Source organism: Afipia sp. OHSU_II-C1, from assembly GCF_000497575.1.
Taxonomy (GTDB): domain Bacteria; phylum Pseudomonadota; class Alphaproteobacteria; order Rhizobiales; family Xanthobacteraceae; genus Afipia.
This window is the reverse complement of sequence record NZ_APJI01000023.1, coordinates 23165-35459: the sequence shown is the minus strand read 5'-3', so window position 1 is coordinate 35459 and position 12295 is coordinate 23165. Positions and strand designations below refer to the sequence as shown.

Here is a 12295-nt window from a genome sequence, read left to right as displayed (position 1 = left end):
AGCGGGCTTGAGACTTAAGCCCGCTTTTTCTCGCGCATCAGATCGGCGAACCGCCGGAACAGATAGTGCGAGTCGCGCGGACCGGGTGACGCCTCTGGGTGGTACTGCACCGAGAACACCGGTTTGTCTTCCAGCGCGATGCCGCAATTCGAGTCGTCGAACAGCGAGATGTGCGTCTGCGTGACGTTGTCCGGGAGCGTAGCCTTGTCCACGGCGAAGCCATGGTTCATCGACGTGATCTCGACCTTGCCGGTGGTGAGGTCCTTCACCGGATGGTTGGCGCCGTGATGGCCCTGATGCATCTTCATGGTCTTGCCGCCGACGGCGAGGCCGAGCATCTGGTGGCCAAGGCAAATGCCGAAGGTCGGCGTTCCGGACTCGATCACCTTCTTGATGACAGGCACGGCGTATTCGCCGGTCGCTGCCGGATCGCCGGGGCCGTTCGACAGGAACACGCCGTCCGGCTTCATCGCCAAAATGTCTTCGGCGGACGTCTTCGCGGTGACAACCGTGACCTTGCAGCCTTCTCCGGCGAGCAGACGCAGGATGTTGCGCTTGATGCCGTAGTCGATGGCGACGACATTGAATTCCGGCTTGTCCTGCTTGCCGAACCCGTTGTTCCACTCCCACGGCGTCTCGTCCCAGTTGAAGCGCTGGGTGCTGGTCACCATCGGCACGAGGTCCATGCCCTCCAGGCCGGGCCACTCGCGCGCTTCTTCCTTGAGGCCGTGCAGATCGAACTTGCCGTCCTTGTTGTGGGCGATCACGGCGTTGGGCATGCCCTTGCTGCGGATCAGCGCGGTCAGCGCGCGCGTGTCGATGCCCGACAGGCCGATGATGCCGCGCGCCTTTAGCCATGCATCGAGATGCCTGGCGGCGCGATAATTCGACGGATCGGTGATGCCCGCGCGCAGGATCACGCCGCGTGCGCCCGGCGTTGCCGCCATGTTCACCGTTTCGATGTCTTCATCGTTGGTGCCGACATTTCCGATATGCGGAAATGTGAAGGTGATGAGCTGCCCGGCATAGGACGGATCGGTGAGGATTTCCTCATAACCGGTCATCGCCGTGTTGAAGCAGACTTCGCCAACCGCCTGGCCTTCCGCACCGAGGCCGAAGCCTTCCAGCACGGTGCCATCGGCGAGCACGAGGAGCGCGGTCGGTTTGAGGTCCGGCCAGGCTGAGGAGTTATCTGATGTGGTCATAAGCCCATCACATAACCCCTGTGCCGCGGCGCGTCAAAGGCGGAACAGGTATGTTTCATCAGGTTTTTTGGGGTTCTCTGGAAAAATTGACAGGTGTCAAGAGAACCCTAATCTGCGCCTCCACGCAGCCGGGAAAGAACTGCGGCAAGGCAGGAGACATATCCATGAGTTCAGCGGGCGTTGCGCCGGAATTGCATCACCTTCATTCGGGCGGAACGATCGGGAATCTGATCGTCAATGCGGTGGGCCGGTATGCCGACCAGCCCGCCATCGCCGACGGCAAGGTGCGGTGGAGCTACCGCGAACTCGGCGACACCATCGGCCGGTTCATCAGCCTGTTCCGCTCCCTCGGGCTCAAGAAGGGCAGCGCGCTCTCCATTCTGGCCAGCAACCGCGCTGAATCATGGGCCGCGATCTGCGCCGCGCTGGTGATGGGCGTGCGCTACACGCCGCTGCATCCGATGGCGGCGGAGGACGACCACGCCTTCATCATCGAGGATGCCGAGATCGATCTTCTGATTGTCGAGGGTGCCAAGTTCGGCCCACGGGGCATGGCGATCAAGAACCGGGTGCCGTCGCTGAAGAATCTCTATTCGATCGGTCCGATGGACGGCGTGCGCGACATCATGCCGGACCTCGCGACGGTTAAAGCCGCGCCGCTGGTCGACGAAAGCTCGTCCCATGAGATCGCGTTTCTGGCCTACACCGGCGGCACCACCGGCCGCTCCAAGGGCGTGATGCTGCCGCATCGCGCCCTGATAACAATGACGCTGCTGCTCTATTCGGACTGGGACTGGCCCGAACAGATCCGTTTCCTTGCCGCGACCCCGATCAGCCACGCCGCCGGTGTCACGCTGTTTCCGGTGATGATGCGCGGCGGCCTGATGCGCCTCGTGCAGGGCTTCGAGCCCGAGGTCTATGCGGGCGTGGTCGCGGCGGAGAAGATCAACTCGACCTTCCTGGTGCCGACGCTGATCTATGCGCTGATCGACAACGAAGACCTGCGCAAGCGTCACGACATGTCGTCGCTGGAAATGATCGTCTATGGCGCCGCGCCGATGTCGCCGGATCGCCTGTTAGAGGGCATGAAGATTTTCGGCAAGGTGTTCGTGCAGCTTTACGGCCAGACCGAAGCGCCGCAATGCATCACCTCGATGCGCAAGATCGACCATGACGAGACCAAGCCGCAGCGGCTCGGCTCCTGCGGCCGCGCCAGCCCGTTCGTGGACGTCAAGCTGTTCGACGCGGAGATGCGCGAGGTCGGCATCAATGAGCCCGGCGAGATCTGCGTGCGCGGTCCGCTGGTGATGGACGGTTACTGGAAGCGCACCGAGGCCAATGCCGAAACCCTGAAAGGCGGCTGGCTGCACACCGGCGATGTCGCGGTGAAGGACGAGGAGGGCTACTTCTATATCGTCGACCGCACCAAGGACATGATCATCTCCGGCGGCTTCAACATCTATCCGCGCGAGGTCGAGGATGCGCTGATGTCGCATCCCGCCGTTGCCTCCGCCGCGGTGATCGGCATTCCCGACGACAAGTGGGGCGAGGCGGTGAAAGGCTTTGTGGTGCTGAAATCCGGCGCCAACAGCGGCGTCGCCGAGTTGCAGGCCCATGTGAAAGACAAGCGCGGCGCGCCGTGGTCGCCGAAGACCATCGATTTCGTCGATGTCATTCCGGTCACGGGGCTCGGCAAGATTGACCGCAAGGCGCTGCGTGCGCCTTACTGGGAAGGCCGCAAGCGCGGCGTGGCGTAGTGGAGAGGATTCGGCCTCGCGATATGTGAGACATACTCAGGCTGTCATGCGCGGGCTTGACCCGCGCATCCATCCTGAGAAAAGCTCTTCAAGTGATGGATTGCCGGGTCAAGCCTGGCAATGACAGAACAGGAAGGTTCGCATGCTCAATTCGCTTCCCGTCGTGCTGGTGCCTGGTCTTGCGTGCTCGCCGCGGATTTACGAGCCGCAGATACCTTCGCTGTGGCGGCAGGGCGCGGTGTTCGTCGCCAACCATGCGCGCGGCGGCGACATGGCGGCGATCGCGCGGCGCATTCTTGCCGAAGCCCCGCTGCGCTTTTCGCTCGCGGGCCATTCGATGGGCGGCTACATCATCTTTGAAATGTTCCGGCAGGCGCCGGAGCGGATTGCGCGGCTCGCTTTCCTGAATACATCGGCGCGGCCCGAAGCGCCGGAAGTCTCCGAAAAGCGGCGGGCGATGATCGCCGAGGTGAAGCAGGGCGGTTACCGCGCCGTGATGGATCGCCTGTTTGCGAACTTCGTGCATCCCGCGCTGGCGCGCGACGAGCAGTTGCACCGCATTGTGCTCGACATGGCAGACGACGTCGGTCCCGATGCCTTCGTCTGGCAGCTTGAGGCGATCACGGGACGTATCGATTCCCGCCCGACCCTGGCGCAGATCAAATGTCCGACGCTGGTCCTGACCAGCGATACCGACAACATGATGCCGCCCGATGCATCAAGCGAGATCGCGAGCGGTATCCCCGGCGCGAAGCTGGTCAACATTCAGGATTGTGGTCATCTGACGCAACTTGAGAAGCCGCAGGCAGTGACGGATGCGCTGCTGGACTGGCTGGAGATGTGACGGCGTTGGTTGTGCGGGCTCGCAAAACGCCCTAAATGAACGGCAATCCGATTTGCCGCGAGGGAGAGACCGATGCTGCGCGATGACATCAACAACGCCGTCAAGGACGCCATGAAGGCGAAGGACGAGCGCAAGCTCTCGACGCTGCGCATGATCAACTCGACGCTGAAGAACTCGGACATAGAGGCGCGCGGGCAGGGCAAGCCGCCGCTCAGCGACGAGGACATCCTCGGCGTGCTGCAGAAGATGATCAAGCAGCGTCAGGAATCGGTCGAGCTTTACGACAAGGGCGGCCGCGCCGAACTCGCGGCGCAGGAGCGCGAGGAGATCGCGGTGATCTCCGCCTATCTGCCCAAGCAGATGTCCGACGACGAGGTGAAGGCTGCGATTGCCGCCATCGTGACCGAGACCGGCGCCGCCAGCATGAAGGACATGGGCAAGGTGATCGCCGCGCTGAAGGCGAAGTACGCCGGCCAGATGGATTTCGGCAAGGCCAGCGGTTTGGTGAAGGCGGCGCTGGCGGGTTAGTTCGGAAGACACCCCACCCGGCTGACCTGCGGTCAACCGCCCTCCCCATCGAGGGGAGGGATTAAGAGATGCGGTGACGTCGTACCCTTTCTTCTCCCTCCCCCCTTGTGGGGAGGGAAGGCGCGAAGCGCCAGGGTGGGGGTGTTAGGATTACGCTTTTTCGAGATGGTTGCCATGCTCCCTCAAGCTGACACCTACGACGATCTCTACAAGAACTTCCGCTGGGACATTCCGGCGCGGTTCAACATCGCAACCGCGTGCTGCGACCGCTATGCGGATGGCTCCGGCCGGCTGGCGCTGATCTATGTGGATGAAGACGGCGGCACGCAGAAGCTGTCGTTCGACGAGATCAGCGCGCTGTCGAAGAGTTTCGCCAATGTGCTGAAATCCGACGGCCTCAAGCCGGGCGACCGCGTCGCCGTGTTCCTGTCGCAATCGGTGGAACTGCCGATCGCCCATCTCGCCGCCTTCCGCTCCGGCATGATTTCCGTACCGCTGTTCACGCTGTTCGGCGAGGATGCGCTGGAATTCCGCCTCGCCAACAGCGGGGCGCGGGCGGTCATCACCGACGAGGGCGGCTGGGAGAAACTCTCCAAAATCCGCGACCGGCTGCCGCATCTGCAGGACATCTATGTCACCAGCGGCGCGGTCCATGCCGGTGCGAAATCGTTCTGGCAGTCCATCGAGGATGCCTCGGAGGATTTCCAGACCGTTGATACCAGCCCCGACGATCCGGCGATCATCATTTATACGTCAGGCACGACAGGGAATCCCAAGGGCGCGCTGCACGCCCATCGCGTGCTGCTCGGCCATCTGCCCAATGTCGAGATGGCACATGATTTCTTTCCGAAGCCCGGCGACCTGATGTGGACGCCGGCGGACTGGGCCTGGATCGGCGGCTTGTTCGATGCGCTGTTCCCGGCCTGGTATCACGGCGTGCCGATGCTCGGCTATCGCGCCAAGAAGTTCGAGCCGCAGGCGGCGATGCAACTGATGGCCGATCACGGCGTGCGCAATGTGTTCCTGCCGCCCACCGCATTGAAGCTGATGCGTCAGGCGAACGTCAGGCATGACGGCGTGAAGCTGCGCAGCATCTTCTCCGGGGGCGAGTCGCTCGGCGCTGAACTGATCGAGTGGGTGCGCGCCACTTTCGGCGTCGATGTGCACGAGATCTACGGCCAGACCGAATGCAATCTGGTCCTTGCCAACAATTCCCATCTGTTTCCGATCAAGCCGGGCTCGATGGGCAAACCGACGCCGGGATTCGATGTGCGCATTGTCAATGAGCAGGGCGAGGAATTGCCGCGCAATGAACGCGGCATTGTCGGGGTGCGGGTTCCCAATCCGGTGACCATGATCGAATATTGGAAGAATCCGGAGGCCACCGCGAAGAAATATGCGAACGGCTTCCTGCTCACCGGCGATCTCGGCGTGCAGGATGACGACGGTTACTTCTGGTACGTCAGCCGCGAGGACGATGTCATCACCAGCGCGGGCTATCGCATCGGTCCTGCGGAGATCGAGCATACCCTGATGAAGCATCCGGCGGTGGCGATGTCCGCCGTGGTCGGGATTCCAGATCCGATCCGCACCGAAGCGATCAAGGCATGGATCGTGCTGCGTCCGGGATTTACCGCAAGCGACGCGCTGGCGAAGGAGATTCAGGATTTCGTCAAGGTGCAGCTCGCCGCCCATGAGTATCCGCGTCACATCCAGTTCACGGACACTTTGCCGATGACGGCCACGGGCAAGGTGCTGCGGCGGGAATTGCGGACGCTGGGTTAGTCGTCATTGCGAGGAGCACTTGCGACGAAGCAATCCACTCTTTGTTATCAAGATGGATTGCTTCGCTTCGCTCGCAATGACGAACGGTTACATCCCCGGCACTTTCACGCCGAGCCGCTTCAGCGCCTCCAGCATTCGCTTCGGCGGCTCCATCTTCACCGCCAGCGGCTTGCCGGTTTCCAGCAAGCTCTTGAGGCTGGAAAGGATCGCCGGCCATCCCGCCCGGCCGCCGGAGAGAATGTCCTCGTCGATTGGCCGGTCATTGGCCTCGGACATCGTCAGGCGGACGGCGTCGCCTGATTGTTCGATCTCATAGGTCACCAGCGTCTCGCCGAGCGCCTCGATCAGGCCGGGCCAGTTGACGTTGAAGGTGATGACCAGCTTGCGCGGCGGATCGTAGGCGACGACTTCGCCGCTGATGTGAACCGATCCGTCCGGCGCGCGAAGCACGAACGCGCCGCCCACCCGGTCCTCGACCTCGACGCCGAAGCCCGAGAAGTAATCCCGGCTGTATTCGGCGGACGTCAGCGCGTCCCACACCTTCTCCGGCGTCGAGGCGATGTAGATCGTGTAGACGAGGGACGGTTTGAACTTGCCGATGTCCATCACGCGCGCTCCGCGCTGCGTGGCATGTCGAAATCCAGCGGCTTGCCGGTCTCCAGAATGCTCTTGAGGCTGGAGAGGACCAGCGGCCAGCCTTCGGAAATGCTGGGCAGTGTCTTGCTGTCCTCGGCGAAATCCTCGTGGGTCACGGTGAGCTTGACTGCGCCGTTGCTGGGCTCAAGCACGAATGTCACGCGCGAGGGACGCTCCTTGATCATCTCCGCATCGAAGACCGAGAGCCAGCTATAGGACAGCCGGCGCGGCGGATCGGATTCGAGCACGAAGCCCTCGTTCACCACCTTGCCGAACCGGTCCATGTGCATCCGCGAGCCGACCTTCCAATCGGAATGCAGGCTGCAGCCGAACCAGTAGCTTTCCGTGAAGGCCGTGTTGGTCAGGGCATGCCAGAGTTCTTCCGGCGTGGTCTTGATGAAGGTCACATAGACGAATTCGGGTTTACGCATCACGCTTCTCCAGTTGACGTTTGAGTTCGCTGAGCGCGGCGAGCTTGCCGCGCTCGAATTTCCTGATCCATCGGTCGCCGATCTCGTGGATCGGAACGGGATTGAGGTAGTGCAGCTTCTCGCGGCCGTGCTTGAGCGTGGTCACGAGATTGGCGTCTTCGAGAATCCCGAGATGCTTGGTCACGGCCTGCCGCGTCATGGCGAGACCATCGCAAAGCTCCAGCAATGTCTGCCCGTTGCGGGCGTGAAGCCGGTCCAGCAATGAGCGCCGCGATGCATCCGCCAGTGCCTTGAAGACCTCGTCCATGGTCAGAATAATAGGCAACCAAACGGTTGCCTGTCAAGCGCCGCCCGAAATCATTTGCGGTGGAATTGAACCGCTTGCATTTGCTCAGCGTCTGATCCTTTGATGCGGTCTCTCGCATCGGGGAATTTCATGTCGCTTCAGGTCTATCTCGCCTACGTCGCCGCCTGTGTCGCGCTCGCGATCCTGCCGGGTCCGATCGTCACCCTCGTCATTGCCAACGGTCTTCGCTACGGCACGCGCGCGGCGCTCACCAACATTGCCGGCGCGCAGGTGGGCCTTGTGATCATCATCGGCATCATCGCCGTGGGCCTCACGTCGCTGATGGCGACGATGGGCTACTGGTTCGAATGGGTGCGGTTCGCAGGCGCGGCCTATCTCGTCTGGCTCGGCATCAAGCTGTTCCGGTCGACCGGCGCGCTGTCGTCGACCGACGCGCCGCCGCCGCCGCGCGGCGGATTCTTCCTTCAGGGATTCCTGGTGCTGCTGAGCAACCCGAAGGTGCTGGTGTTCTTCGGCGCGTTCATTCCGCAATTCGTCGATATGAATCAGGATCACCTGCCGCAGGTGGCGCTGCTCGGCGTCACCTTCACCGTGATCGCGGCGCTGTCCGACGGCGCCTACGCCCTGCTGGCGGGCCGTGCGGGCAAGCTGCTGTCGGCGCGGCGGGTGCGCCTCGTCTCGCGCATTTCCGGCGGCTTCATGATCGGCGGCGGCATCTGGCTCGCCCTGACGCGGGCGAGGTAACGATGCTGCCGGATATTCCGTGGTTCGTTTATGCGATGCTGCTGGCGCCGGTCGGCCTCATCGTATTCGCGGCGATCTACAAATATCTGGAAGTCCGCGCCGCCAGCGACTGGCCAAGCGTGCCGGGCAAGGTGGTGATCTCGAAGCCGGAAACGCGCGACGTCAGGGTCATCGATAGCGACCGCGAGGCGGGGCATTACTACGAGGAGCGCAACTTCGCGAACGTCACCTATGAATATGTGATCGCGGGGCAGGCCTATCGCAACAACCGCGTCACCATCGGCGAGGATCGCGGCAATTTCGAAGTCGCCGAAACCCTCGCGCGCTATCCGGTCGGGACGGCTGTCACCGTCTATTACAATCCAAACAAGCGTAGCGAGGCCGTGCTCGAGCGCGACATGCCCAAGGGTATGTGGGGCTGCATCGGCTGGATGGTGGTGATTGCGGTCGCGCTGGTGTTCGGCTCGGCGATCGGCTTTCACAAACTGACCGATTTCGTCTCGACCAGACTCGCCAACCCCGAAATGTCGGGCATGACCGTGGCTCTGGGCGCGTTCGGCGCGGCGATCGCACTGTTCGCGATCGGGCTGCATCGTCACGCGGCGCTGGCGCGGAAATGGCCGGTGGTGAAGGGCAGGATCAGGACGTCAGGTCTCGATCGCTTCCGTGCCCGCGCGGATGATAGCGGCTCGCGCGGACCGATCATGTTCAGGGCGAACATTTCCTACACCTATCGCTATGAAAACGCCGACTACACCGGTCTCGTGGCCAGCATGAACGGGCAGGTGTCCTCCACCTCCGACTGGGGCGTGCAGCGCTACGTCAGGAAGTATCCGGAAGGCGCCATTGTCGACGTTTACGTCAATCCGCAGAATCCATCCGAGTCGGTGCTGGAGCCGCGCGCCACGGCTGCGTGGTTTCTCTGGGTGGCGGTGGCGGTGATCTGGGCGCTGGCGTACTACGTCGCGACGAAAGGCTAGCGCCTCACTCGGCGGGCATCAGTTTCCTGGCGTGCAGCCCTTCCTCGATCTCGCGCAGGAGACGTGACAGCCGCTCCGCCCATTGATGCTGGCCGGACTGGTCGCTGATCAGATCCTGCCGGATCTCGATGCCGGTATGCATCAGCCCGCGCTTTTCGCCATGCACAGGAATGGTGTAGTCGGTCGCATCGCTCACCGCATAAGGCTCGTTATCGCCGACCACCAGATCGCCCTCAAGGCGTAGCTTGTCGCGCAAGAGATGCGGCAGCCGGTCGTCGCGGTTGTAGAGCGTGCCGATGTGCCAGGGCCGGGCGATGCCGGCATAGACCGGCGTGAACGAATGCAGCGACACCAGAATGGTCGGCAGGCCGCTGGCCTTGCGCGCGTCGAGCGCCTGCGCGATGCGCGTATGGTAGGGCGCGAACACGGCGCGCTGCCGCTCCGCCACCTGCTCGCGGGTGAGCCCGCCGTTGCCCGGAATTTCCGTCGCCTCGCTGATCAGCGGGATCGAGCCCGGGCTGTCGAACGGCCGGTTGCAGTCGATCACGAGGCGCGAATAGCGCTGCGCGATCAGGTGCACGTCCATTTCCTTCGCAAGCCAGGTCGCGACCTCGGCAATGCCGATGTCCCAGGCGATGTGCCGCTCCAGTTCGCCGGCATGCACGCCAAGATCGCCGAGCGCGCGGGGGATCAGGCGGCCATAATGATCGCAGGTGAAGAAGAACGGCGAGCGGCTGCCGGCATTTTCCTCGAGCACGGGGGGAACTTCGTCGTGCTCAAGGAGTCGTAAAGTGTCGGCTGGATCGGGCAGGGCCATTTTGCTTTCGTTGCCTATCACAGCGGCATTCAAGCCCAACAATTAGCCGGAAATGCAGCAAAAACAGCATGTACGATTCGCAGACGAATTCAATCGGCCTGAATGAGACGATGCCCCTGCTGACGATTCATCACAAGACCGAGTATCGCTACGACCGCCCGGTAGCGTTCGGCGAACACCGGATCATGCTGCGTCCGCGCGACGGTCACGATATCCGCGTGCTGTCGGAGCGGCTCGACATCTCGCCACAGCCGTCTTCGCTGCGCCGCATCCATGATGTCTTCGGCAACAGCGTCGCCATCGCCGATTTCGACACCGAGTCGGACCGGCTGGTGTTCGATTCGACCGTCACCGTCGATCACACCCCGCTGGAGAACATCGTTCTGAGCCCCGATGATCAGGCCTATTATTATCCGTTCTTCTACGATCACGACGAACTGACCGACCTCACACCGTCGATGACGCCGCAATACAGCGACCCCGACGGCGCGCTGGCCGCCTGGGCGCGGCAGTTTCTGAGCGCTGGAAGCCGCACCAAAACGATCGATCTTCTGGTCGGCATGACCCATGGTGTCCGGGAGTCGTTCGGGTATCGCAAGCGCCACGAGCAAGGCACCCAGCATCCGCTCGACACCCTCGATACGGGTTCGGGCACCTGCCGCGATTTCGCGCTGTTCATGATCGAGGCGCTGCGACGACTCGGCATCGCGTCGCGCTTCGTCAGCGGCTACATCTTCATTCCGGGCGACGAGGCCCATGGCTATGTCGGTGGCGGCAACACCCATGCCTGGGTGCGGGCCTATCTGCCGGGCGCAGGCTGGATCGAGTTCGACCCCACCAACGGCATTGTCGGCAGCCGCGATCTCATTCGCGTGGCGGTGGCGCGCGACCCGCAACAGGCGATTCCGTTGCACGGCACCTATATGGGGCCGGCCGACGCCCACCTTGGCATGGACGTCACCATTCACGTCCTCTCGGTCGGGGAAGATCTGGAGGAAGCCGCCGCATGCTGATCAGGGTTGGATTCGAGATTTCCTACGGTGCTGTGGCTGAGACGCCGATGGTCGTCATGATGCGGATTCATCCCTCGCGCGCCCGGGATATCGTCGGCGAGGAGACGATCGTCACCGATCCGGATGTGCGGATTCGCTACTATCACGACTCTTTCGGCAACATCTGCGGGCGGCTGACCGCGCCGCCGGGCGGCATCACGTTCCGCGCCGATACGCTGGTGCGCGATACCGGGTTGCCCGACGCGGTCGTGCCTGAAGCGCAGCAGATGCCGGTCGAGCAATTGCCCGACGAGGTTCTGCTTTATCTGATGCCGAGCCGCTATTGCGAGACGGACCGCCTGACGGACTTCGCCTGGGCGCAGTTCGGCAATACACCGCCCGGCTGGGCGCGCGTGCAGGCGATCAATGCATGGGTGCACAACCATGTGCGGTTTGACTACCAGCAGGCGCGGCCGACCAAATCCGCCTTCGATGTCTTTGAAGAGCAGCAGGGCGTCTGCCGCGATTTCGCACACTTGGCTCTGACGCTGTGCCGCTGCATGAACATTCCGGCGCGGTATGCCACCGGCTACATGGGCGACATCGGCATTCCGCCCGATCCGGCGCCGATGGATCTGTCCGGCTGGTACGAGGTCTATCTGTCCGGCAAGTGGTACACGTTCGACGCGCGGCACAACAAGCCGCGCATCGGCCGGATCCTGATGGCCACCGGCCGCGATGCGGCAGACGTTGCAATCTCGACGACCTTCGGGCAGATGGTGTTGAACAAGTTCGTCATCGTGAGTGACGAAGTTATCGAGTCCAAGGCCAGCCAGTGAAGCAAGCGTCGGATAAGGGACCGCAGTTGCGATGACGGAGCGTCTGTTCGTCTACGGCACCTTAAGACGCGGTTCACGGCATCCATGGGCGGTAAAGCTGGCAGCCAAGGCCAGTTTCCTCGGCGAGGCGCGCTACAACGGCCGCCTTTATCGCATCACGCACTATCCGGGCGTCGTTCCGTCCACCCAGCCGGATGAGTGGGTGCATGGAGATGTCTTCGAACTGCGCGATCCGGAGATTCTGACAGCGCTCGACGCTTACGAAGGCTGCGGCCCGGACGATGACGAGCCGACCCAGTATCTGCGCAAGCTTCAGAAAATGACGCTGGCCGACGGCACGTCCGTCGAGGCGTGGATGTATGTCTACAACTGGTCCCTCGAGAACCGGGAGCGGATCAAGTCCGGCCGGTTCGACGAAGTGGAATCGTAG

Annotated in this window: 14 protein-coding genes; 9 read left to right on the top strand and 5 right to left on the bottom strand. The window is 62.7% G+C overall.

Translation table 11 applies throughout. From position 1 onward, the window contains the following. Window positions 1-14: 14 nt before the first annotated feature. A complete protein-coding gene (gene carA / locus I554_RS0122190; protein WP_024574341.1) occupies window positions 15-1205 on the bottom strand; it encodes a glutamine-hydrolyzing carbamoyl-phosphate synthase small subunit in 1191 nt (396 codons plus the stop codon). A gap of 164 nt (window positions 1206-1369) precedes the next feature. Between carA and I554_RS0122185 the strand changes: the two genes are divergently transcribed. From I554_RS0122185 to I554_RS0122170, 4 genes are all read left to right on the top strand, one after another. Next, window positions 1370-2962, top strand: coding sequence for an AMP-binding protein (locus tag I554_RS0122185; protein ID WP_024574342.1), 1593 nt, complete (start codon window positions 1370-1372; stop codon window positions 2960-2962). A 142-nt stretch (window positions 2963-3104) separates the two neighbouring features. Next, complete coding sequence (locus I554_RS0122180) at window positions 3105-3806, top strand: alpha/beta fold hydrolase (RefSeq protein WP_024574343.1); 702 nt, start codon at window positions 3105-3107, stop codon at window positions 3804-3806. A 72-nt stretch (window positions 3807-3878) separates the two neighbouring features. Then, a complete protein-coding gene (locus I554_RS0122175) occupies window positions 3879-4334 on the top strand; it encodes a GatB/YqeY domain-containing protein (protein ID WP_024574344.1) in 456 nt (151 codons plus the stop codon). A 174-nt stretch (window positions 4335-4508) separates the two neighbouring features. Beyond that, a complete protein-coding gene (locus tag I554_RS0122170; RefSeq protein WP_024574345.1) occupies window positions 4509-6119 on the top strand; it encodes an acyl-CoA synthetase in 1611 nt (536 codons plus the stop codon). Between the two features lie 87 nt (window positions 6120-6206). Here the strand turns inward: I554_RS0122170 and I554_RS0122165 are convergent, their stop codons facing one another. From I554_RS0122165 to I554_RS0122155, 3 genes are read right to left on the bottom strand one after another with little or no spacing between them, the layout of a single operon-like run. After that, window positions 6207-6725, bottom strand: a complete 519-nt coding sequence (locus I554_RS0122165) for an SRPBCC family protein (protein ID WP_024574346.1) — start codon at window positions 6723-6725, stop codon at window positions 6207-6209. Next, window positions 6725-7186 carry an SRPBCC family protein gene (locus tag I554_RS0122160; protein ID WP_024574347.1) on the bottom strand — a complete coding sequence of 154 codons (462 nt, stop codon included), beginning with the start codon at window positions 7184-7186 and terminating at the stop codon, window positions 6725-6727. The genes I554_RS0122165 and I554_RS0122160 overlap by 1 nt, the downstream gene beginning before the upstream one ends. Then, the gene (locus I554_RS0122155; protein WP_024574348.1) at window positions 7179-7493 is read right to left on the bottom strand and encodes a helix-turn-helix domain-containing protein; all 315 of its coding nucleotides are present in this window, start codon (window positions 7491-7493) and stop codon (window positions 7179-7181) included. The genes I554_RS0122160 and I554_RS0122155 overlap by 8 nt, the downstream gene beginning before the upstream one ends. 129 nt (window positions 7494-7622) lie before the next feature. Between I554_RS0122155 and I554_RS0122150 the strand changes: the two genes are divergently transcribed. Together I554_RS0122150 and I554_RS0122145 are read left to right on the top strand one after the other, a co-directional pair. After that, window positions 7623-8237 carry a LysE family translocator gene (locus I554_RS0122150; RefSeq protein WP_006022103.1) on the top strand — a complete coding sequence of 205 codons (615 nt, stop codon included), beginning with the start codon at window positions 7623-7625 and terminating at the stop codon, window positions 8235-8237. Window positions 8238-8239: 2 nt separating this feature from the next. After that, window positions 8240-9217: a DUF3592 domain-containing protein gene (locus tag I554_RS0122145; RefSeq protein ID WP_024574349.1), complete on the top strand. Its 978-nt coding sequence runs from the start codon at window positions 8240-8242 to the stop codon at window positions 9215-9217. A gap of 4 nt (window positions 9218-9221) precedes the next feature. Here the strand turns inward: I554_RS0122145 and I554_RS0122140 are convergent, their stop codons facing one another. Beyond that, the gene (locus I554_RS0122140; RefSeq protein WP_024574350.1) at window positions 9222-10034 is read right to left on the bottom strand and encodes an N-formylglutamate amidohydrolase; all 813 of its coding nucleotides are present in this window, start codon (window positions 10032-10034) and stop codon (window positions 9222-9224) included. A 68-nt stretch (window positions 10035-10102) separates the two neighbouring features. Between I554_RS0122140 and I554_RS0122135 the strand changes: the two genes are divergently transcribed. Genes I554_RS0122135 through I554_RS0122125 form a run of 3 tightly spaced genes read left to right on the top strand, consistent with a single transcriptional unit; the run spans window position 10103 to window position 12295 of the window. After that, window positions 10103-11047 (top strand): transglutaminase family protein, encoded by a 945-nt coding sequence (locus I554_RS0122135; protein ID WP_081710846.1) that lies wholly within the window; start codon window positions 10103-10105, stop codon window positions 11045-11047. Further along, on the top strand, window positions 11041-11865 hold the full coding sequence (locus I554_RS0122130) for a transglutaminase family protein (protein WP_024574352.1): 825 nt from the start codon (window positions 11041-11043) through the stop codon (window positions 11863-11865). The genes I554_RS0122135 and I554_RS0122130 overlap by 7 nt, the downstream gene beginning before the upstream one ends. 31 nt (window positions 11866-11896) lie before the next feature. Beyond that, complete coding sequence (locus I554_RS0122125) at window positions 11897-12295, top strand: gamma-glutamylcyclotransferase family protein (RefSeq protein ID WP_024574353.1); 399 nt, start codon at window positions 11897-11899, stop codon at window positions 12293-12295.